This window comes from Agrobacterium vitis, from assembly GCF_014926405.1.
Lineage (GTDB): Bacteria > Pseudomonadota > Alphaproteobacteria > Rhizobiales > Rhizobiaceae > Allorhizobium > Allorhizobium vitis_H.
This window is the reverse complement of the sequence record NZ_JACXXJ020000005.1, coordinates 3,283,672-3,307,626: the sequence shown is the minus strand read 5'-3', so window position 1 is coordinate 3,307,626 and position 23,955 is coordinate 3,283,672. Positions and strand designations below refer to the sequence as shown.

General features: G+C 59.0%; 8 protein-coding genes. 5 read left to right on the top strand and 3 right to left on the bottom strand.

All coding sequences use genetic code 11. The features are described 5' to 3' along the window. Positions 1 to 49 precede the first annotated feature (49 nt). Complete coding sequence (locus IEI95_RS26670) at positions 50 to 4,843, top strand: NAD-glutamate dehydrogenase (RefSeq protein WP_194417215.1); 4,794 nt, start codon at positions 50 to 52, stop codon at positions 4,841 to 4,843. A 102-nt stretch (positions 4,844 to 4,945) separates the two neighbouring features. Further along, positions 4,946 to 6,322, top strand: a complete 1,377-nt coding sequence (locus IEI95_RS26665) for an MFS transporter (RefSeq protein ID WP_194417214.1) — start codon at positions 4,946 to 4,948, stop codon at positions 6,320 to 6,322. 87 nt (positions 6,323 to 6,409) lie between these two features. On the opposite strand, the gene IEI95_RS26660 is transcribed toward IEI95_RS26665, so the two are convergent. Further along, entirely contained in the window at positions 6,410 to 14,911 is an 8,502-nt protein-coding gene (locus IEI95_RS26660) for a glycoside hydrolase family 94 protein (RefSeq protein WP_194417213.1), read from the bottom strand. Positions 14,912 to 15,509: 598 nt separating this feature from the next. Between IEI95_RS26660 and IEI95_RS26655 the strand changes: the two genes are divergently transcribed. Then, positions 15,510 to 16,649 (top strand): M20 aminoacylase family protein, encoded by a 1,140-nt coding sequence (locus tag IEI95_RS26655; RefSeq protein WP_156531874.1) that lies wholly within the window; start codon positions 15,510 to 15,512, stop codon positions 16,647 to 16,649. Between the two features lie 113 nt (positions 16,650 to 16,762). Here the strand turns inward: IEI95_RS26655 and IEI95_RS26650 are convergent, their stop codons facing one another. Next, positions 16,763 to 18,514 carry a glucan ABC transporter ATP-binding protein/ permease gene (locus tag IEI95_RS26650; RefSeq protein ID WP_156531678.1) on the bottom strand — a complete coding sequence of 584 codons (1,752 nt, stop codon included), beginning with the start codon at positions 18,512 to 18,514 and terminating at the stop codon, positions 16,763 to 16,765. A gap of 275 nt (positions 18,515 to 18,789) precedes the next feature. Here IEI95_RS26650 and IEI95_RS26645 point away from each other — a divergent pair, with 275 nt between their 5' ends. Both IEI95_RS26645 and pyc read left to right on the top strand, forming a co-directional pair. Then, on the top strand, positions 18,790 to 19,530 hold the full coding sequence (locus tag IEI95_RS26645; RefSeq protein ID WP_194417212.1) for a helix-turn-helix transcriptional regulator: 741 nt from the start codon (positions 18,790 to 18,792) through the stop codon (positions 19,528 to 19,530). Between the two features lie 106 nt (positions 19,531 to 19,636). After that, on the top strand, positions 19,637 to 23,098 hold the full coding sequence (gene pyc / locus IEI95_RS26640; RefSeq protein ID WP_194417211.1) for a pyruvate carboxylase: 3,462 nt from the start codon (positions 19,637 to 19,639) through the stop codon (positions 23,096 to 23,098). 180 nt (positions 23,099 to 23,278) lie between these two features. On the opposite strand, the gene IEI95_RS26635 is transcribed toward pyc, so the two are convergent. Then, a complete protein-coding gene (locus tag IEI95_RS26635; protein WP_015917590.1) occupies positions 23,279 to 23,722 on the bottom strand; it encodes a metallopeptidase family protein in 444 nt (147 codons plus the stop codon). Positions 23,723 to 23,955 lie beyond the last annotated feature (233 nt).

Here is a 23,955-nt window from a genome sequence, read left to right as displayed (position 1 = left end):
TAGTGCATAGTGACGAAGATACCGCAGCAAAATGCCTTGGAGGAAAGTCGTGGTTGCAGCAAAACGGGTAAAACGGGACCAGCTCTTTGAGCTTGCCAGATCCACAGCCGGAGAAAACCAGCCCGGCCTCATCGATCCGGGCGCCCTTTTCGGACGCGCCAGCGATGACGATCTCCAGCATTACGATGCCGCGATGCTTCGAGCCGCGGCCCTTCGCGCCAGCCAGGATCTGCAAGACTGGCAGGGCAAGGCAGCGCAGGTGCGCATTTCCCCCGTCGAAGGCATCGCCGCCGATGGCGCAAGCCTCAGCGTGCTGTCCATCGTCGATCGCAACAAGCCGTTTCTCTACGATTCAGTCATGGGCGAGGTCACAAGCCAGTTTCGTGATATTCATCTCACCATCCATCCGATTCTGGTCCAGGCGGAGGGCCGCTGGGCACTCGCCGACACCCAGACCGAGACCAGCGACCGCGTGAGCTATATCCAACTGCATCTGGCGCCCTTGAACGAGGATCAAGCCAAGGGCCTTGCGGAACGGCTACAATCCGTCGTTGCCCAGGTCGGCACCGTTGCCAGTGACTGGCAGCCGATGATCTCGCTGCTCGACAGCGTCATGGCCGAATTGACCGAGCAGTCCAATGTCAAGCGCAAGACAGAACGAGCCGAAGCCATCGCCTTTCTGGAATGGCTGCGCGACGATAATTTCACCTTCCTCGGTATGCGCGAATATCTTTATTCCGGTGATGGCGCGAACGCCAAGCTGGAGCGTGACAAGGGCCGTGGACTAGGCATCCTCTCCAATCCCGATGTTCTGGTGCTGCGCCAGGGCCGCAATGCAGTAACGACAACACCGGAAATCCTGGCCTTCCTTCAGGGGCCGGATGACCTGATCGTCACCAAGGCCAATGTCAAATCCGTGGTGCATCGCCGCGCCTATATGGATTATATCGGTATCAAGCGCTTCGATGCCGCGGGCAAGGTTGTCGGGGAGTTGCGGGTCGTCGGCCTGTTCACAGCCACCGCCTATACCCATTCCGTCAATCACATTCCCCTGCTGCGCGCCAAGGTCGAAAAGGTCACCGACCAGTTCAATTTCGACCCTTTGAGCCATTCCGGACGGATATTGCAGAACACGCTGGAATCCTATCCCCGCGACGACCTGTTCCAGATCGATACCGAAACGCTTTCGCGTTTCTGCGAGCAGATCATGGATCTCAGCGAGCGGCCACGGGTGCGGGTGCTGCAACGCATCGACCATTTCGACCGTTTCGTCTCATTGCTGGTTTTCGTGCCGCGCGAGGAATATAATTCGCTGGTGCGCGAGAAGATCGGTGCCTATTTCACCAAGGTCTATGATGGCCGCCTCTCGGCTTATTATCCGGCTTTCCCGGAAGGTGGCGTGGCACGGGTACATTTCATCATCGGCCGTTCGGAAGGCAAGACACCGCGCATCGCCCAGAACAAGCTGGAAGAAGCGGTCAAGGCCATTACCGCCCGATGGGATGACCGCTTCGCCAGCCTTGCGCCGCCAAAATCGCCGCAATTGGTCGTCAGTCGCGCCTTTGAGGATGCGTTTTCACCGGAAGAGACTGTCGCCGATCTCAGCCATATCCAGACCTGCCTGTCCGGCGCGAAAGCCTCCATCGCCTTCCACAATCGCCAGACAGCGGAAGGCCAGACGCTGTATCTCAAAGTGTTCCACGCCGGTCATCACCTGCCGCTCTCGCGGCGCGTGCCACTGCTGGAAAATCTTGGCTTCAGCGTCGTCAGCGAGCGAACCTTCGACATTACCGTCAACGGCACTGGCGAATCCAAGGATCAGCTGGTCGTGCTGCATGACATGGAGCTGTCAGTTCGCGCTGGCCAGGATTTCGACATTGCCCGGCACGGCGCACGTGTGGAGGCAACGTTCCTTGCCGTCTTCAACGGCGTGGTCGACAACGATGCCTTCAACCGGTTGGTGTTGAGCACTGGGCTCAATGTCGGCGAAGTGGCTGTTCTGCGCGCCTATGCGGCCTATCTGCGCCAGGCGGGCCTGGTCTATTCCCTGACCTATATTGCCGAAACACTGAACAAATATCCTGAGATCACCGCCGATCTCTTCACTCTCTTCCACCAGTCTTTCGATCCGAAGCTTTCTGAAAAATCGCGTCCGCGCAAACTGGCGGAACTGCGCGACGGCATCGAGACGGCGCTCGCCTCCGTGCCGAGCCTCGATGAGGACCGTATCTTGCGGCGTTACCAGAACGCAGTGGATTCGACCCTGCGCACCAATTATTTCCAGAAAAGCCTCTCTTCGCAGAAAAACAGCAGCAGCAATGTCAAGCCGATGCTGGCTTTCAAATTCGACCCCCAGCAACTGGACGGCCTGCCGCAACCGCGCCCGTTCCGGGAAATGTTTGTCTATGGGGTAGAGGTCGAGGGCGTGCATCTGCGCTTCGGCAAGGTTGCCCGTGGCGGCTTGCGTTGGTCGGACCGCGCCCAGGATTACCGCACCGAAGTGCTCGGTCTCGTCAAGGCGCAGCAGGTGAAGAATGCGGTGATCGTGCCTGTTGGCGCCAAGGGCGGCTTCTTTCCCCGGCAATTGCCAAGCCCCGCCAACCGTGAAGACTACCTACGGATGGGCCGGGAAGCCTATATGACCTATATCCGCACGCTGCTGTCGATCACCGACAATATCAAGGACGGCGCAGTCGTCGCCCCCGCCGATACGGTGCGGCTGGATGGAGACGATCCCTATTTCGTCGTCGCTGCCGACAAAGGCACGGCAACCTTTTCCGATACGGCCAACGGTCTGGCCCGCGAGGCCGGGTTCTGGCTGGACGACGCCTTCGCCTCAGGCGGTTCCGCCGGTTATGACCACAAGAAAATGGGCATCACCGCCCGAGGTGCCTGGGAAGCCGCCAAGCGGCATTTCCGCGAAATGGGCGTCGACATCCAGAAGACGCCCTTCACGGTCGCAGGCGTCGGTGACATGTCGGGCGACGTGTTCGGCAATGGCATGCTGCTGTCACGCAAGATCCGGCTGATCGGCGCCTTCGACCACCGGGATATTTTCATCGACCCCGATCCGGACATGGAAAAATCCTTCCAGGAACGCAAGCGGATGTTCGGGCTCGCCCGCTCCAGCTGGCAGGATTACGATAAGACGCTGCTATCCAAAGGCGGGATGATCATTTCACGGACGGAAAAGTCCGTCACTCTGACCCCGCAAGCCGCCGAGGCAATTGGCCTTGCCAAGAAAGTAGCGACACCGTTTGAAATCATGACCGCGATCCTGAAGGCGCCGGTCGATCTGCTGTGGTTCGGCGGTATCGGCACCTATATCAAGGCGCTGTCGGAAACCGATGCCGAGGTCGGCGATCGTGCGAACGACCCGATCCGCATTACGGCCGATGAGGTCGGCGCCAAGGTGATTGGCGAAGGTGCCAATCTCGGCGTCACCCAGAAGGGTCGCATTGCCTTTTCGTTGAAGGGCGGACGGTGCAATTCCGACGCCATTGACAATTCGGCAGGCGTCAACTCCTCCGACGTCGAGGTCAATATCAAGATTGCCCTGTCAACGGCGGTATCAAGCGGTCGCCTTGATCTCCCGGCCCGCAACAAACTGCTGGCCTCGATGACCGAGGAGGTTGGCGAACTGGTATTGCGCAACAACTATCTCCAATCCCTGGCGATTTCGCTGGTGGCGCGTCAGGGCGGCGGCAATCGCGATGAGCTGTCCCGGCTGATGACCGTCTTGGAGGCCTCGGGCCGACTGAACCGCAAAGTGGAAACCCTGCCCGACGACGCGGCGCTGGCCGAACGCTATGCAGGCGGTCAATCCCTGACGCGACCGGAAATCGGCGTACTACTGTCCTATGCCAAGATCTCGCTGTTCGACGATCTGGTCGAAACCAGCCTGCCGGACGATCCCTATTGCGCCAGTATTCTCAGCAATTACTTCCCGAAGAAAATGCGCAAGCCTTACGCCGATGACATTGCCACGCATCGGCTGCACCGCGAAATCATTGCCACCGTGCTCGCCAACCACATTATCAACCGTGGCGGCCCAGGCTTCATGGCGTGGATGAGCGACGCGACTGGCGGTACGGCGGAGGATATTGCCAGAGCTGCCCTTCTCACCCGCGATGGGCTGGATCTGCGTGCCTATTGGGACCGGATCGACGCGCTGGACGGGGAAATTTCCGGCGAAGCACAGAACGATCTCTACCAGCGGGTCGCCACGGTCTACCGCGTCTTCACCAAATTGGCGATTGATACACGATTGGCCGCCGGTGACCTGTCGGATGTGGTGCGCAAGTTGAAAAGCGCGATCAAATCCTTCAAGGGCTTCAGCCGCTCGGTCACCCCAGCCGATTTCTCGGCGCAGATCGGTGCCGAGGCCAGCGCCATGACCGCTGCGGGCGTGCCGGAGGATCTGGCGGAGGACCTCGCCGAATTGTGGAGCCTGACGGTCACCCCGGAGGTGATTTCCGTCGCACTTCGGGCCGATGCCAGCCTGCAAAAGGCAACGGAAGGCTATTACAAGGTCAGCGAAATCTTCCGGATTGGCAGGCTGCTGTCCTCGGTCGAAAAAATTCCGACCAGCGACCATTACGACAGCCTGGCCCGGCTGCGCAGCCTGGATCTGGTGCTGAAGGCGCGGCGCAATATCGTCGTCCAGGCCCTGACCCAGCACGGGGACAGCCGCGATCCGGTTGCCGCCTGGCGGTCTGCGGATGCACTGCGGATCAACAGGTTGGGCAGCGAGTTGATCGCGCTCACGGAAGGCGATCCGAGCTTGTCGCGCCTCACCGTTGCCGCCAGCCTGCTGACGGACATCGCCCAAGGGGCTGCGTGAAAGGCTCGTTGCTTTAATGTGGCCGGTTTCCAGCCCCATTGAAGCTGTCATGAGATAATGCCAGTGTCGCCGCCGAGATCATCGGCGGCGACAGGCACGACAATGCAATCAGATGCACAGACAAGGCAGACCAGCAGATCCGGCATATGGGGCTGGATGCTGTTCGATTGGGCCGCGCAACCCTTCTTCACCGTGGTCACGACCTTTATTTTCGGTCCCTATTTCGTCTCCCGCTTCACCAGCGATCCGGTCAGCGCACAGGCCGCCTGGAGCAATGCCGCCACCGTCGCCTCCGTGGTCATCGCCCTGCTCTCCCCGGTTCTGGGTGCCATTGCCGACCGCAGCGGCTCACGCAAGCCCTGGATCGCCTTTTTTGCTGTTATCAAGATCACCTGCCTGCTGCTACTGTGGCAAGCGGTCCCCGGCTCACCTGTGATCTTTCCGCTGGTGCTGTTCAGCCTTGCCTCGATAGCCGCCGAATTCTCCATCGTCTTCAATGATTCGATGATGCCACGGCTGGTGAGCGCCAAGGATGTCGGTCGGATTTCCAATATGGCCTGGGGGCTCGGCTACTTGGGCGGCATGATCGTGCTGATTGCCGTCGTGCTGTTTGTTGCGGCCAATCCCGACACGGGCAAGACCATTTTAGGCAGCACGCCGCTGTTCGGGCTTGATCCCGCAACGGGCGAGGATGCCCGCGTCACCGGACCGGTCTCGGCGCTCTGGTATCTGCTGTTCATCCTGCCGATGTTCTTCTTCACGCCCGATCAACAGAAGGGCGATCCGTTTGGCAAGGCGGTGAAAGCCGGGCTTGCCGATCTCAAGGCGACGCTACGCGAGGTGCGGCACCGGGCGGGTATCCTCAGGTTTTTGATTGCCCGGATGATCTACCAGGACGGCGTCAACGGCTTGCTGATCCTCGGCGGGGTGTTTGCCGCTGGCATGTTCGGCTGGTCAACGATGGAAATCGGCATTTACGGCATTATTCTCAATGTCGTCGCCATTTTCGGCTGCGCCCTTGCCAGCCGGTTGGATGCGGCGCTTGGCTCGAAAACCATGGTGGTCATCAGCCTGATCCTGCTTTTGACGGCCACCTTCGGGATTATTTCCACCGGCCCCAGCTTCACCGCCTTCGGTCTGATACCGCTTTCGCCTGATAGTACCGGCGGCCTGTTCGGCACAGCGGCGGAGAAAGTCTATATCCTCTACGGCATCCTGATCGGCCTTGCCTTCGGCCCGGTTCAGGCCTCGTCCCGCTCCTATCTCGCCCGCAGCATCGCCCCTGAGGAAGCAGGCCGCTATTTCGGCATCTATGCGCTGTCAGGCCGCGCCACCAGCTTCATGGCGACCCTGTCGTTTTCGCTGATCACCACCGCCACCGGTTCGTCGCGGGCGGGCATGGCAAGCTTGATTATCTTTCTCGGCGTTGGGCTGGTGCTGCTGCTGGCAACGCCCTACCCGGCAGCTAAGAGGAGCTGAAAAATCCAGCATTAAATCTGAATGCAGCATAAAAAAACCGGCTGAGATCACTCTCAGCCGGTTTTCTTGTGTCAGATAATGAAGGTTTTACAAGCTAATGGCGAAAGCCCCGTCCTTTTCAGTCACCGCTGCGCCGTTGGCCGTCACCTCGTAGCCGGAACCATCGGCCTTGCGGCTTGCGGTGATCGCCACGGCCTTGCCGCCAATGCTGACCTCTGCCTCATAGGAGGAAAGGCTGGATGGCAAGGCAGGCTTCAGGCTGATGCCCTCACCCTGACGGTGGATGCCGAGGAAGCCTTCCAGAGCGAAGCGGTAGAGCCAGCCAGCCGAACCGGTATACCAGGTCCAGCCGCCGCGCCCTTCATAGCCGGGGCCGCCATAGACATCGGCTGCCACGACATAGGGCTCGACCCGGTAACGATCGGCTTCATCCGTGGTCTCGGCATGATGAACCGGGTTCAGCATCGAGAACACTTTCCAGGCCTCGTCATTGCGGCCAAGCTTGGACAGAGCCAGACCCGTCCAGATTGCCGCATGGGTATATTGGCCGCCGTTTTCGCGCACGCCCGGCGGATAGGACTTGATATAGCCCGGGTCCAGACGGCTCTTTTCGAACGGTGGGGTGAAGAGACGAACGATCCCCACTTCGTCATCGATCAGCCGTCCGACCACCGAGTTCATAGCCTGCTGCTGACGCTCCGGCTCGGCAAAGCCAGACAGAACCGACCAGGACTGGGCGATGGCATCGATCCGGCATTCGTCCGACTGGTCGGAGCCCAACGGATCGCCATCATCGAAATAGCCACGGCGGTAGTGATCGCCATCCCAACCGGCTTTTTCCAGCGCGGCCTTCAGGCTCTTCAGGTATTTCGCCCAGGCCTTGACGCGGGCTGAATCCTTGCGCTCCTCGGCAAAGGGCGTGAACACCGTCAACGCATTGGCAAGGAACCAGCCAAGCCAGACGCTTTCGCCGCGTCCGGCAACGCCGACCCGGTTCATGCCGTCGTTCCAGTCACCGCCAAGGATCAGCGGCAGGCCGTTGGTGCCGGTACGGGTGATGGCGAGATCGAGCGCCCGTGCCGCGTGTTCGTAGAGCGGTGCCTTCTCAGCGGAAATTTCCGGCTTGAAGAAGGCGTCGTGGCGACCAAGGGCCAGCGTCGGACCATCGAGGAAGCTAACGTCTGTATCCAGGATCGCCTTGTCGCCGGTCGCCGTGACATAGGAATGAACGGCATAGGCCAGCCAGACCACGTCATCGGAGATCGTGCTGCGAATGCCAGCACCGTTTTGCGGCAACCACCAATGCTGCACGTCGCCTTCCCTAAACTGCCGCGAAGCAGCGTTGAGGATCTGGTCGCGAGCAAGCTCTGGCCTGTAGAGCAGGAAGGCCAGGCTATCCTGCAACTGGTCGCGGAAACCATAGGCTCCCGATGCCTGATAGAAACCGGCGCGTGCCTTGATGCGGCAGGCCAGCGTCTGATAGGGCAGCCAGTGATTGACCATATGGTCGAAGGCCTTGTCGCCGGTCTTCACCTTGATATGGCCGGTGAAATCACCCCAGAAGGACTCGGCCTCGGCCAGTGCGCCGTCAAAGCCCTTGGCTTTGGCAGCCGCAATCACGCTGCGGGCCTGTTCGATGCTCTCGGCATCGCCCAGCAGGAAGGTGACGGACGCTTCTTCGCCGGGCTGCAAGGTGATGTCGAAGGCCAGCGCCGCGCAGGGATCGCCTTCCGGATCGATGGAGCCGGACAGCGGCGAGCCCTTGGCCACGGCCTGTGGCATCTTGATATCGCCATGCCGACCAATGAATTCGCGGCGGCTGGAGGCAAAGCCCGATGCCGTTTCTACGGCGGTGAGGAAGGCGAAGCGTCCCGAATAGTCGATGCTATAGGGGTTGGTCGCCATCAGTGCCCCGGTTTCCGCATCATGGGATGGCAGCACGAAGGCAGCCGTCTTCTGCGGATTGTTGCCGAGAATCCATTCGACATAACCGTAGCTGCGCAGACGACGAGCGCTATCGCCAGTATTGCGGATCGTAAGCCGGGTAAAGCGGACCGGCTCGACCTGATCGACTGTGACCGTCAGGTCGACGGCAAGTCCAGCAGCCTCGGTGGAGAACACCGAATAGCCAAGGCCATGACGGGTCTCATAGACGACGTCCTGCCGGTTGCTGGCGGCAGAGATCGGGCTGACCACCTCACCGCTGTCGAGATCGGCCACATAGAAGGCCTCGCCGGTACGGTTGGTGACAGCATCGTTCGACCATGGTGTCAGCTGATAGTCGCGCGAATTGCGGCTCCAGGTGAAGCCCGAGCCTTCGGCTGCGATATGGAAGCCGAAATTGTCGTTGGAGATCACGTTGATCCACGGCTGCGGCGTCGATTGGCCGGGGCCAAGCCGCACCACATATTCGGCACCATCAGCAGCAAAGCCACCGTAACCGTTCCAGAATTCCAGATCGCTGCCATCGATGGCAGGCGCAACATGATCGGCACGGCCAGCCATGACCGGCACTGGCGGATACCAGTCGGCGTCAATGGCATCCACACCGCGCGGCGCTGCAAACAGCTCGGCGGCATGCGTCACCTGATCGGTGATCTTGCCATTGCGGGCATGTAGCACGACGCGGGCTGCAGCAAGCACGGCATTCCAGCCGCTCTCGTCCATCAGGTCGCGGCGCACCGCAAACACATGTTGCTGACCACCTTCGGCCTGCTTGGTGCGCATGCCCTCAGCCAACTGTTCCAGGGCATGCTGCATATCCTGCGCATAGGATGCAGCCCGCTCGTTAAGGATCACGACATCGGTGACGACGCCATGGCGTTGCAGATAATCCTGGGCGCTCAAAGCTTCGCGGACCACTTCGGTGTCCATCTCGTCATTGATGCGCACAGCAAAGATCGGATAATCGCCGGAGATCGAGTTTGGCCACAGCGCCGATTGCGAGGCAAGACCGGCGCGCACGGTTTCCGGATCGGCCCGCAGATGCATGTCGGGATAGACCAGGTAGCGACCGAGCTGCTGGAAGGCGGCAGCCTGCTGCGAGGTGATGCCGATATGGCGCATCTCGACCTGGGTACGGGTCCAGGCATGCAGCATTTCATGGTTGAACGCATCGGGATGACGATAGCGTTCGATGGCCACATCGACTTCCTGACGGCTCGGGGCGGCAATGGTCCAATAGACCACGCTGACCTTTTTGCCCGCGGGAACACGCAGCACGCGGCGGAAGCTGGCGATTGGATCGAGCGTAAACCCGTCCGAACCCGACAGAACCGCATTCGGATCGAAGGCCGCAGCCTCGGCCAGCGTGCGACCGCGACCGATGAACTTGTAGCGGTCAGTCTCGAATTCAGTATTGCGGCCCGGTCCCGATGTATCGGAGACCAGATGCGCCACGCAGATATCCGGATCGCTCGGCGAGCGCTTGTTGCGTTCGATGCGGATCACGTCGCCCTTGCGGCCCAGTTCGGTTTTCACGAACATCCGCGAGAAGACAGGATGGGCGTTGTCGTTGTCGTCGCTCGACAGAACCGGCTCCATATAGGAGGTCACTTCGATGAAGCGATCCTCGGTGCCGGTGTTGAGCAGGGTGACACGACGGCCTTCGGCGTCATGCTCTGTGGCGACAACGCATTCGACAGTCGAAGTGATATCACCGACGGACTTCGTAAATTCGGCCTTGTCATCGCTGAAGACGACGCGGGTCTTTTCTTCAGCCGCACGGCGCGGCGCAGCGGTCGTTGACCACCATTCGCCCGACGCCGTATCGCGCAAGAAGATGAAGGTGCCGTTGCGGTCTTCGGTCGGATCGGCCTTCCAGCGGGAAACGGACAGGCCATTCCAGCGCGAGAAGCCGGAACCGGTGGCCGTCAGCATCACCGAATAATGGCCGTTCGACAGCAGAACCAGTTCGCGGTCCTTGGAGAGCGGATCGGTAATGGTGCGGATTTCCGGACGCAGCAAGTCGGCCTGGCCCTTGCCGGGGGTCTGCGGCTCGTATTTGGCGCTCATCACAGGGATTTCGCGCGGTGCCTTTTCCTGCAACAGCAGTTCTGCCGCCTCGATCACCGGATCGGCGTGGAAGAGTTCACGCAACAAGCCGTTGAAGGTGACATTGGCAATCGCCGCAATCGACATGCCGTGATGGTGGGCATAATAATTGTAGACGACAGCGCAGGTCTTGCCCTTCGGCACGCGGGTCGGGGTGAAATCGACAGCGTCATGGAACCCATAGGCGCCAAGCGCGCCAAGCGCCCGCAGCTTTTTCAGGTTTTCAGCCGCTGCCTTCGGATCGTACTGGCTGGCGAGAATCGACGCATAGGGCGCGATGACGGCGTTCTGGCCGAGACCCCGTTTCAGGCCGAGAGTGGGCACGCCGAAATTGGTATATTGATAGGCGAGCGCATGGTCGCGGGCGTTGAAGGCCGCTTCCGAAATACCCCAGGGGATATTGAGACGCTTGCCGTGGTTCATCTGTTCCTTGACGATCAGGTTGTTCGTCTGGTTCAGAATACCCCCCTGCCGTTCCTGCATGACCAGCGGCGGCATCAGGTATTCGAACATCGAACCGGACCAGGACACCAGTGCGGCACGTGAGCCGATCGGCACCACCTGACGGCCCAGCTTGTACCAATGTTCGGTGGGCAGGTCGCCCTTGGCGATGGCAAACAGCGAGGTCAGACGGGCTTCAGAGGCCAGAAGGTCGTAGCAGGCCTCGTCCAGTTCCATGGTCTCAACGCGGTAACCGATGGAAAGCAGACGCCGCTCCTTCCGGAACAGGAAGGCGAAATCCATCGAGAACGCGAGATCGCGGCTGCGATCACGCAGGCTGGCCAGACGCTGGCGCAGCGGCTCGATATTGGACAGGTCGAAAGCGCTGTCGGCGATATGGGATTCGCAGACCGCAACCAGCGCCTCACTCCAACGCAACAGGTCCGTGCTCTTGTCAGAGCGCAGCTCGTGGTGAAGATTGGCGGCCAGCTTCTGGATGTCGCGTGCCAAGACGGCGAGGTTGATCACCCGGATCGAGGCGAATTCATGCTCGCGCTTGACTGAGGCCAGCGCATTGTTGAAGCCGATGATCCGCTCATAGAGACGGGTGCGCAACGGGCGCACGGTCTTGCGGTCGTCAGGCAGTTCCTTCAGCGCTTCCATCAGGATACCGCCGACATCGCCGATGCCATCAAGGCTGCCCTGGAGATGGGCAGACGGGGCTTCGGCCCAATGGCGGCAGGCAGACGAAATCGCAATCAGATGACCGGCGAGATTGCCGCTATCGACCGCAGAGATGTAGCGGTTGCCGAGCGATTTCAGCGTATCGGTATGGTACCAGTTGTAAAGATGGCCCCGGAACTTGTCCATCTTCTCGACAGTGCCGATGGTCTGTTCCAGCTTTTCGATGGTCTGCTCGAAACCGAGCCAGCCGAAGTGACGGGCCGAGACAATCGACAGCAGATAGACGCCGATATTGGTCGGCGAGGTGCGCCGCGCCACCACCGGCTCCGGCGTTTCCTGGAAATTGTCCGGTGGCAGGAAATGTTCGCCGGCATTGGCGAAGGTCTCGTAGTAGCGCCAGGTGCGGCGCGCGATGCGGCGCAGTTCGATCACGGTTTCTTCCGGCACCAGCAGCCGGTCTTCCGTTTCGGCGGACTGGCTGACATACCAGGCGACCAGCGGCGACAGCACCCACATCAGCGTGAAGGGCAGGCCGATCAGCGCACCGTAACCGGCTTCATAGGCCGAGAGGCCGAAGGCGACGAGGGCAAGCGTCGGTGCATAGCGCATCGTGCGGTAATAGGTCGGAATACTGCCCTGAGCCACCGACTGGATGCTGGCGGCGGTGCGCCATTCCAGCAGCAGCTTGCGGCTGACCAGCAGGCGATACATCGAGCGCACGATAGCATCGGCCATCATGCAGGCCATATCGGCGATGAACACGATACGAAGTGCCACCTGCGCATTGGCACCGCGCAAATCGGCCCAGAGCGACTGGAAGTGTGCGCTTGGCACGATATCCGTCTGACGTGGCACAAGCGCGTTGATCAGAGAGATTGTTGGCGCAACGAACAGCGAGAAGATCAACAGCAATTGCCAGATCAGCGTGTCGATCGGGCTCATGGCGAACCAGCCGATCACAGACGCGGCGAACCAGGCAATCGGGGTCAGCGACCGACGCAGGTTGTCGACCATTTTCCAGCGGCCAAGCGATGTAATGCCACGCTTTGGATCGAGGATATAAGGCAGCAACTGCCAATCGCCGCGTGCCCAGCGATGCTGGCGGGAAATTTCCACTTCGTAACGGGTCGGGAAATCCTCGACCAGCTCAACATCGGTCACCAGCGCGCAGCGGGCGAACGAGCCTTCCAGTAGGTCGTGGCTAAGAACGGTATTCTCATCGATCTGGCCCTTGATGGCCCGCTCGAAAGCGTCGACGTGGTAAAGACCCTTACCGGTAAAGCTGCCTTCGCCGGTAATGTCCTGATAGACGTCAGACACGGTAAAGACGTAAGGATCGAGACCGCGATTGATCGAAAACACCCGCTGGAACACCGAGGCGTCCTTGCCTGTTGTCAGCGAAGGGGTAACGCGCGGCTGGAGAATGCCATAACCGCTGACCACACGACCGGTTTTCGGGTCATGCACGGGTCGATTGATCGGATGATACATCTTGCCGACCATCTTGGTCACGGCATCGCGCATCAACCGGGTGTCGGCGTCCAGCGTCATCACATATTGCACACCATCAGGCACCGCATTGGCGCCCGGCAGGTAGGACGTATCCTTGTCGCCACGCAACAGCAGGTTCAACTCATGCAGCTTACCCCGCTTACGTTCCCAACCCATCCAGCAATCTTCCTGGGGATTGAACAGACGGCGGCGATGCAGGAAATAGAAACGGGTCTTGCCGTCTTCGTTGTAGCGGGCGTTCAGCGCGGCAATTTCCCGCTTGGCATATTCCAGCACTTCGAGATCAGCTTCGGTCTCTTCGACCTTGGCATCCGGCCAGTCGCTGAGCAGCGAAAAATACACTTCGCCACGCGGATTGGTGAGGTAGTGGACTTCCAGATTGCGCACCAGTTCATCGACATGGTCGCGCTTGGAAATCATGCAGGGAACAGCAACCAGCGTACGCGCATCATCTGGAATGCCCTCCTTGAACTCATAGCCGACCAGACGAGCCGGCTTCAGAACAAAGGTGGACAGCGTGTTGAACAGGCCGGTCGCGCCTTCGGATGCCGGCAGGGCAAACAGCACCACGAGAATGGTGATCAGCGGTACCGAAAGGCCAGCGTAAGACAGGTACCAGGCAACGAGCGCCAGCGCCAATGCCGTCAGCGCCAGGACGGGCAGGGCGATAGCCAGCCAATGCAACCGCTTGAAGCTTCGGGTGACGGCGATATGCGCTGGCACGCGGTAACCGACCGCACGTTCCAGCGCCTCCTTCTGCGCGCCCACCAGAACGCTGCCGACGTTGGACGGCGCATCGGAGAGATCGCCGGTCGAGGCAGCGGCCTTCGACAGATCGATGGCGATCTGGGCTATTTCCAGCTCGCTCTTGTCGGAGCGGCGGGCCAGCTTTTCAATTGTATTGCGGTAGCTGTTGCGCGAGCCGAAATCCAGCGCTTCGTAATCGCTGTGGCTGCGCAGGATCTTGTCGACATGGCTGACCTCTTCGACCCAGACCGACCATTCGGTATCGTCGATGGTGCGCAGCCCCTTGATGATGCTGCCCATGCTGACATTGCCGGACGAAAGCCGGTTATGCTCGGCGGCCATCGCCTCTTCGGTGGTGCGGCCATTGGCCTCCAACCGCTGTTCCAGCCAGCTGACGGCAACCGCAGATGTCTGCGAACCGTTGCGCAGGCGATAGAGAAATTGTGTCGCAAACGTATTGTCGTCGGCAAGCGATTCCAGCTGCTTCAAATATTCGCGGCAGGCGGCCTCGTCATTCAGCCGGACGATTTCATCGGCGGCCTCATTGGCCTTGCGCCGCATCTGCCGGGATTTTTCCACCCGGGTCGAAATGCGCCGCAGGTTTTCCACCAGCACGAAGCGCACCATGGAGGGCAGCGCCCACAATTCGCCAATCTCCAGCGAATGCTCGGACTGATAGCCTTCCGCCAGCGCCGTCATGCTCTCGCGCGTCACCGTGGAATGAGTATGGGCTACATAGAGCCAGGCCAGCGCCATGACGCGGGGAATAATCCGGTCGCCAACCTTGACCGTCGGCAATTGCCGATAGAATTTTTTGGGAAAATCGCGGCGGACTTCCTGGATCGCTTCTTCGATAATGTAGTGATTGTCCAGCAGCCATTCGGCAGCAGGCGTAATCGTTGCCCCCGCCTCGACATCGGCAGCGGTGGTGCGATAGACGCGCAGGATTTCCCGCTCGTTTTCCTTATGCCGGGCGAAGAAATCGAAATCGAAGAAACCCGGAAGCGTGCTCATCACCGAAGTGGCGAGAGCCTTGGATTTCTCCTGCAACTCATCGATTGTCAGATAGGTGGCCCGGATCGAATCGTTGTGATCGATATTGCGGGTTTCTGTATCGCGTGGCGCTGTGGATGGCGTCATAGATGGGGACATGTTTTCGAATCTGTTACCAGCAAGAGTGAAATCTGCTGCATTGGGAGGATGCAGCACTTACATATGCGCAACGGGGCCTAGGGAAAGGCCCGCGGCTGCGGGAAAATCAATACGCCCATGACAGGCGCCTTTAAAAAAGGCTTGGTCAGGCGTTATACCAAGTCTCGAAGATGCTGACGCATCCTCGCCTTGAAGGCATTGCAAATATCTCAAATGCATCAATCGCTTGAGATATTTGCAAACGGAATACGAAGAGTCATCGTCAATGACTCCACGTATTAATCCGTCAATCCGGCAAGACGGGTGGAGATGCTCTAAACAGAGTTTCACGACGATAACCACTTCCTTTGCTTGGGCTCATCCATCTGCCGGTCCTTTGCAAATGATGTCTTCCCGGCAATTTTGTCGGCACGACTGTTCATCCTAGCCTTCCACCCTGCAATGCGCAGTTTGAACCGAAGCTGAACGGGTGTTAGGGTCTTCCTCTATAAATCCACGTAGGACTAATCCAAGACCCTCCGCCCGAGGTGGACTTTTCGAATCGGAAACAGACCATCCACATTTTAGGTTAACTATGTCTCTCTTTTTCTCCAATGCCATGAAAGATGTCGTCGAGATCAGGCGCTACCTCCATCAGCACCCGGAACTGGGACTCTCGGAGTTTCACACCTCCGATTATGTGGCTGGAAAACTGGAAGCCTTGGGCTATGAGGTCACCAGGGGCCTGGCCCGCACCGGCATTGTCGCCACCTTGCGCAATGGCACCAGTCAGCGTTCCCTAGGCCTACGGGCGGATTTCGATGCGCTGCCGATCACTGAGGAAACCGGCCTCGACTATGCCAGCCTCACTCCCGGCCTGATGCATGCCTGCGGTCATGATGGTCACACGGCGATGCTGCTCGGTGCCGCCGGTATTCTGGCCGAACGCCGCAATTTCGATGGCGTCGTGCATCTGATTTTCCAGCCGGCGGAAGAAAATTTCGGCGGCGCCCGGCTGATGATCGAAGACGGATTGTTCGAGCGCTTCCCCTGCGATGCAGTGTTTGGCCTGCATAACGACCCCGGCATTGCATTCGGCCATTTCGCCTTCCGGGAAGGGCCGATCATGGCCTCGGTGGATGAATGCAAGATCACCGTGATCGGCCGGGGCGGCCATGGCGCTGAGCCGCAAAGCACCAGCGATCCCATCGTTGCAGGCGCGAGCATTATCATGGCGCTGCAAACCATTGCGTCGCGCAATATCCACCCGCTCGATCCCGTCGTCGTCACCGTCGGGGCCTTTCATGCCGGTGCCGCCAGCAATGTGATACCGGAGCGGGCGGACATGGTCCTGACCATCCGCAGCTTCGACGATCATGTGCGCGATGAACTGGAAAACCGCGTTCGAGCCATTGCCGAGGGGCAGGCGGCCAGCTACGGCATGACCGTGGAGATCGACTATGAGCGGGGCTATCCGGCCACCGTCAATCACAAGGCGGAAACCGATTACGTTCGCGACCTTGCCAGACGCTTTGCCGGCGAAGGCAAGGTTTTCGATATGCCGCGTCCGACCATGGGCGGCGAGGATTTCGCCTATATGCTCCAGGAAAAGCCCGGCACCTACTTCTTCCTCGGCACCAAACGCACCGAAAACGACCCGCCTCTGCACCATCCGCGCTATGATTTCAATGACGATATCATCCCGACCGGCACCGCATTCTGGGTGGACCTAGTGGAAAGCCGCCTGAAGCTGGAATAGGGTATTCCAAGGATATTCAGAAACGCTCTGTTCAGGGCGATAATGCAGACAAACAATGGGCGCGGCTCGCTGCGGAACCGCGCCTATCTTCAAAAGATAGAATAATTGATTTATCAGGCCTTCACCGCGACCTTGTCGTCATCGTTCAACAGGCCGCTGGTGTGCAACAAGGCTGCAAAACGGCCACCCTTGGCGCTCAATTCGTCATAGCCACCCATTTCGACAATACGGCCATGGTCCAGGAACAGCACCTGGTCGGCTTCACGCACAGTCGATAGCCTGTGGGCAATGATAAAGGTCGTGCGGTTCTGGCGCAGCCGGTCGATAGCGGATTTTACCCGCTCTTCGGTCTCGACGTCGAGCGCACTGGTTGCCTCGTCCAGCACCAGGATCGGCGCATCCTTCAGGATGGCACGGGCAATGGCGATACGCTGCCGCTCGCCGCCCGACAGACGGTTGCCACGCTCACCAACATCGGTATCGAAGCCAGACAGACGGCTTTCGATGAAGTCGGTGGCTGCGGCAGCCTCGGCCGCCTTGACGATATCCTCGTCCGTCGCATTTTCGCGCCCGATGCGGATGTTATCGGCAATCGACCGGTTGAGAATGCCAGCATCCTGAAACACAGTCGCAATCGAGTTGCGCAGCGACTGGCGGGTAATGGTGGAAATATCGGCGCCATCGATCAGGATCTGCCCCTGCTGCGGCTCATGCACCCGTTGCAGCAGGTTGATCAAGGTGGTCTTGCCGGCACCGGTCGGCCCGACGATGGCAATCGTCTGTCCGGCCTTGACCGTAAAGGACACGTCCTTGACGCCCTGTGTCGTATTGGCAAAATCGAAGGAGACATGGCGGAATTCGACATCGCCGCGCACGCTCTGCAAGTCGCGATTGCCGACCGGCTCATCACGATCCTGCACGGAATCCTCCAGCACGTAGAAATCTTCAAGCTTGGCGCGCGCCTCGAAGATCTGCGTCGAAAACTGGCGCATCTGGTCGAGACGGGCGATCAGCAGATTGGCAAAGCCGATGAAGGCGATAACGTCGCCGACCCGCAACTCGCCGCTCTGCACCAGCATCGTGCCGATAATCAGGATGATCAGCATCGAAGCGGTAGAGGCGATGCGATTGAGGCCGCTGGCAATCGCCCACCAGTCCAGCACCGGATACTGAGCATCGAGCAGCTTGCTGGTAAAGGTCTTCAGCGCAGAGGTTTCGGCCTGGATACGGTTATAGCTATGCACCACCGAGACATTGCTGATCGTGTCGCTGACATGGGAAAACACCGTGTGGTAGTGGCTCTCGACGGAGGCCTGACCATCCTTGGTCTTGTCCATCACCATCTTGCCGATCGCCACATAGATCAGACCAAGCACGATCAGCACCAGGGTCAGGCGTACATCCATGGAAAAGGCGGTCGGCACCAGCAACACGAGCGCCACTGCCGTGGCCAAATGGGTTCTCATGAATTCCAGCCAGAGGCCGAACAGCGTCTCGCTGGCGCGCAGCAGCGTATGCAGCGCATTGGATGTGCCGCGCTGGTGATGCCAGGACAGCGGCATGGAAATGATCCGGCCAAAGGCTTCGGTCAGCAGGCTGGCCCGACGGCCATGCGCCAGCCGGTCGGCTTCGCGGGCAACAAGCACGAAAGCAATGGTGTTGAATATGCCAAAGCCGCCCCAGAGGAACAGAATATCCTTGACTGGCTTGCCACTGGAAATTGCGTCGATGATCCAACCAAACAGGATCGGCTCGGCAATGGTGATCACCGCCAATATCACATTGGCTGCCACCACGATGCTGACCTTCAGACGGTAAGCGGCAAGATATTGCAAGGCTCGCCAGTAAATTTGTAACAGGGACATGGCGTCAGTTTCTCCTGATCGGCTTCGAATTGGCCGGTTGAGGCATCGTATCACGATATTTTAAGGAGACGAACCTGAACGCTGCCTATACAGACCCGCAGATGTTGTGCAAAGTCCGGTTTTGGAATTCTCTTTTTCACCATGCTTGCTATGGGTAAAATTTCAGGTAGCCGAATTAACAAACACATAAGCTTAACGTGTATTTTAAGAAATAGTGTTTGATAATAATTAGAGAATGTTAATGTTCAGTCTGGTGCTGGACCTAGGGGGTGCGTGTGAGTGTCAATCATCTCATACAGTTTTTGGCTGTATCTCAGGGATGCCGAAGTCGCGAGGAGCTGATCCTAGAATTGGAGAAACTCCTCGAATTTTATAAATTCGATTATTACGGCCTCGTGCGCAGTCCCAAACCTGACCAAAACCCCATGTCGCTGGTGCTTGCAGGACGCTGGCCGGAAAAATGGCCGCAGGTCTATATCACGAAAAAATTCGTGCTGATTGACCCTGCCATTCGCTATCTGGCGCAAGCGCAACGGCCGTTCCGCTGGAGCGAAACGCTGACGGCCTTCGCCCAGGACCCACATTTCAAACGCATGCAGCGGATGATGATGGATGCCCAGCGTTTTGGCCTCGAGGAAGGCTACATCTTCCCCATTCACGGACGGGGCGGATTGCTGGCCAACATGACCATTGGCGGACGACCGGTGGAACTGACCCCGATTGAGATCATGCTGTTCGACACGGTGGCGAAATGCGCCTTCTGGCGGCTGGCGGAAATCAATGGCGAAGACGAACTTCTATCGATGGTGCAAAAAGTCGATGTGCGCCTGACCCGACGCGAGCTTGAAATTCTCAATTATCTCGGGGAAGGCATGACCTCGAACGAGATGAGCAAATTGCTCGAGATTTCGAACCACACCGTCGATTGGTACGTCAACGAATTGCAGGATAAGTTGAACGCCAAGAACCGGCAACATATGGTAGCAATCGCTTACCGCCTTGGCCTGATCAGCTGATATTTTCATCGTTCTGCTGACTTGCCTAAATTGCGCGATGTCTTGCAAACCGCTATGGATTCTCTTCGCAGGCGCACAATGAGCGCCTGATGAAGAGGAGGCCCATTTGTCTATTTCCAAGATCCTAGTTGCCAATCGCTCCGAAATCGCCATTCGCGTGTTTCGGGCTGCCAATGAACTCGGCATAAAAACGGTCGCCATCTGGGCTGAGGAGGACAAGCTCTCCCTGCATCGCTTCAAGGCGGACGAAAGCTATCAGGTCGGTCGCGGCCCGCATCTGAAGCGGGATCTCGGCCCGATCGAAAGCTATCTTTCCATTGAGGAAATCATCCGTGTCGCCAAACTGTCAGGCGCGGACGCCATCCATCCGGGCTATGGCCTTCTGTCCGAAAGTCCTGAATTTGTCGATGCCTGTAACGATGCAGGTCTGATTTTCATCGGCCCGACATCCGATACGATGCGGCAATTGGGCAACAAGGTCGCCGCCCGCAATCTGGCGGTCGAAGTGGGCGTTCCCGTGGTGCCCGCCACCGAACCGCTGCCTGATGACATGGACACCGTGGCCAAAATGGCGGGCGAGATCGGCTATCCGCTGATGCTCAAAGCCTCCTGGGGCGGTGGCGGGCGCGGCATGCGGGTAATCCGCTCCGAAAACGATCTGGCCCGCGAAGTCACGGAAGCCAAGCGCGAGGCAAAGGCAGCCTTTGGCAAGGATGAAGTCTATCTGGAAAAGCTGGTGGAAAATGCCCGCCATGTCGAAAGCCAGATCCTCGGCGATACCCATGGCAATGCTGTGCATCTGTTTGAACGCGATTGCTCGGTGCAGCGCCGCAACCAGAAAGTCGTGGAACGGGCACCCGCCCCCTATCTTTCCGAGGAGCAGCGCCAGGAACTTGCCGCCTATTCGCTGAAAATTGCCAGAGCCACCGGCTATATCGGTGCCGGCACCGTCGAATATCTGATGGATGCCGATACTGGAAAATTCTATTTCATCGAGGTCAACCCGCGCATTCAGGTGGAGCATACTGTCACCGAAGTGGTGACCGGTATCGACATCGTCAAGGCGCAGATCCATATCCTGGAAGGCTTTGCGATCGGCACGCCGGAATCGGGCGTTCCCCGCCAAGAAGACATCCGCCTGCATGGCCATGCCCTGCAATGCCGGGTCACGACCGAGGACCCCGAGCATAATTTCATTCCCGATTACGGCCGTATCACCGCCTATCGCTCGGCGGCAGGTTTCGGCATCCGGCTCGATGGCGGCACCGCCTATACCGGCGCGATCATCACCCGTTTTTATGATCCACTGCTGGTGAAAGTGACCGCTGCTGGCGCCTCACCACAGGAAGCGATTAGCCGGATGGATCGGGCGCTGCGCGAATTCCGTATCCGCGGTGTCGCCACCAATCTCACCTTCCTGGAAGCGATCATCGGACACCCGAAATTTCGCAATAATACCTATACGACACGCTTTATCGATACCACGCCGGAACTGTTCGCCCAGGTCAAGCGCCAGGACCGGGCAACCAAGCTGCTGACCTATCTGGCCGACGTGACCGTCAACGGCCACCCGGAAACCAAGGGCCGTCCCAAGCCCTCGGACAAGGCGGCAAAGCCAGTCATTCCCTATATCGATGCCGGTATCACCGATGGCACCAAGCAGAAGCTTGATGCGCTGGGGCCAAAGGGCTTTGCCGAGTGGATGCGCAACGAACCGCGTGTGCTGCTGACCGACACGACCATGCGCGACGGCCATCAATCGCTGCTGGCCACCCGGATGCGCACCCACGACATTGCCCGGATCGCCAGCGTCTACGCCCGCGCCCTGCCCAATCTGCTGTCGCTGGAATGCTGGGGCGGCGCGACCTTTGACGTATCCATGCGGTTCCTGACAGAAGATCCGTGGGAGAGGCTGGCACTGATCCGCGAAGGCGCACCCAACCTGCTGCTACAAATGCTGCTACGCGGCGCAAACGGTGTCGGCTATACCAATTACCCTGACAATGTCGTCAAATATTTTGTCCGCCAGGCAGCAAAGGGCGGCATCGACTTGTTCCGGGTGTTCGATTGCCTGAACTGGGTCGATAATATGCGCGTCTCCATGGATGCCGTGCAGGAAGAAAACAAGCTGTGCGAGGCCGCAATCTGCTATACCGGCGATCTCCTGAACAGCGCCCGACCGAAATACGACCTGAAATATTATACGGCTCTCGCCGCCGAACTGGAAAAAGCAGGCGCCCATATCATTGCCGTCAAGGACATGGCCGGGTTGCTCAAACCCGCAGCCGCGAAAGTCTTGTTCAAGGCGCTGCGTGAGGCAACCAGCCTGCCGATCCATTTCCACACCCATGACACATCGGGCATTTCCGCCGCTACCGTGCTGGCAGCCATTGATGCCGGTGTCGATGCCGTGGATGCCGCCATGGACGCGCTGTCGGGCAACACCTCCCAGCCCTGCCTGGGCTCAATTGTCGAAGCCTTGGCCGGAACCGAGCGCGACCCGGGGCTCGACCCGGAATGGATCCGTCGCATTTCCTTCTATTGGGAAGCGGTGCGCGGCCAATATGCGGCCTTCGAAAGCGATCTCAAGGGGCCGGCCTCAGAAGTCTATCTGCATGAAATGCCCGGCGGCCAGTTCACCAACCTGAAGGAACAGGCCCGTTCGCTGGGGCTGGAAACCCGCTGGCACGAGGTGGCGCAGACCTATGCAGACGTCAACCAGATGTTCGGCGACATCGTCAAAGTCACGCCCTCATCCAAGGTGGTGGGCGACATGGCGCTGATGATGGTGGCGCAGGATCTGACGGTGGACGATGTCGAGAATCCGGATAAGGACATTGCCTTCCCCGATTCGGTCGTCTCGATGCTGAAGGGTGATCTCGGCCAACCACCCGGCGGCTGGCCGCAGAGCCTGCAAAAGAAGGCGTTGAAGGGCGAAAAACCATATACGGATGTGCCGGGCTCGCTTTTACCGCCCGCCGATCTCGATGCCGAACGCAAGACCATCGAGGACAAGCTGGAGCGCAGTGTCAGTGATTTCGAATTCGCATCCTACCTGATGTATCCGAAGGTGTTCACCGATTTCGCCCTGGCCTCCGATACCTATGGCCCGGTCTCGGTCCTGCCGACCCATTCCTATTTCTACGGCATGGGCGATGGCGAGGAATTGTTTGCCGAAATCGAAAAAGGCAAGACACTTGTCATCGTTAATCAAGCAGCCAGTGCTCCCGATGCCCAGGGCCTGGTGACGATGTTTTTCGAGCTGAACGGCCAGCCACGCCGTATCAAGGTGCCGGACCGCAGCCATGGAGCCTCCGGGGCCGCCGCCCGCCGCAAGGCGGAGGCCGCCAATGCCGCACATATCGGCGCACCGATGCCTGGTGTCATCTCGCGGGTCTTCGTCGCGGCCGGACAGGACGTGAAAGCCGGAGACGTGCTGCTGTCCATCGAAGCGATGAAGATGGAAACCGCGCTGCATGCCGAACGCGATGGCAAGATTGCCGAAGTGCTGGTGAAGGCCGGTGACCAGATCGACGCCAAGGACCTGCTGATCGGCCTTGAGGCATAACAAACTACTGCATAATTCCTTAAATCGGAATCGATCTAAGGAGAAAATTATGCAGCAGATTTAAAGTGTTACAGCGTCCTTTGTGCGTTTTATAAAACGCACGGCGCTGTAAAGCAGCGGCGCGTCCCTCAGGATGCGCCGCCCTAATCTTGGACGCTTTTCCCTGACGTCTCGCAGGCGTTACGACCGGTCAGCCATTCCGTCGTCAACGCTTTCCTCGATCCGTTCCATATCATCATCGGAGAGGCCGAAATGATGACCGATCTCATGGATCAGCACATGGGTGACGATATCGCCCAGCGTTTCTTCATTCTCAGCCCAATAATCGAGAATGGGGCGGCGATAGAGGGTGATCTTATTGGGCACCTCGCCGGTTTCCATGCTGAAACGCTCGGAAATGCCGCGCCCTTCGAACAGGCCCAACAGATCGAAAGGCGTTTCGAGGGCCATGTCTTCAAACACGTCGTCGGTGGGAAAATCGGCAATCTCGATGATCAGGTTTCCGGTCAGGTCCCGAAACTCCTTCGGTAAATTGCCGAAAGCTTCGATCGCCAGCGACTCGAACGTGCTGATTGTCGGCGCGTGTTTTTCGCGCCAGTCGTCGGATTGGTCTACCCGGGCCATGGGAACTCCTACTACAGCGCCGCGCAGGACTGACATCGCGCACCCGCCATAACACTCGAATGGACTGTGGAGGCCTGTCACCGACCGGCTCGAAGGTCAGGTAAGGGTCGTTCCGCAGTAAGATCCCCCATATAGTCTGTTTAATTGCACTTTACGAGTGCCATTCAAAACCCGGCCAGTTCCGCTTGAAAATGCGGAAAATATGAACTGCCATTGAAGCCGACAGTTTATAT

Excerpts from the sequence above, each read along its gene's own strand:
- IEI95_RS26660 (WP_194417213.1), bottom strand. The coding sequence starts at position 14,911 with ATGTCCCCATCTATGACGCCATCCACAGCGCCACGCGATACAGAAACC.
- IEI95_RS26650 (WP_156531678.1), bottom strand. The coding sequence starts at position 18,514 with ATGTCCCTGTTACAAATTTACTGGCGAGCCTTGCAATATCTTGCCGCT.
- IEI95_RS26655 (WP_156531874.1), top strand. The coding sequence starts at position 15,510 with ATGAAAGATGTCGTCGAGATCAGGCGCTACCTCCATCAGCACCCGGAA.
- IEI95_RS26665 (WP_194417214.1), top strand. The coding sequence starts at position 4,946 with ATGCAATCAGATGCACAGACAAGGCAGACCAGCAGATCCGGCATATGG.
- IEI95_RS26635 (WP_015917590.1), bottom strand. The coding sequence starts at position 23,722 with ATGGCCCGGGTAGACCAATCCGACGACTGGCGCGAAAAACACGCGCCG.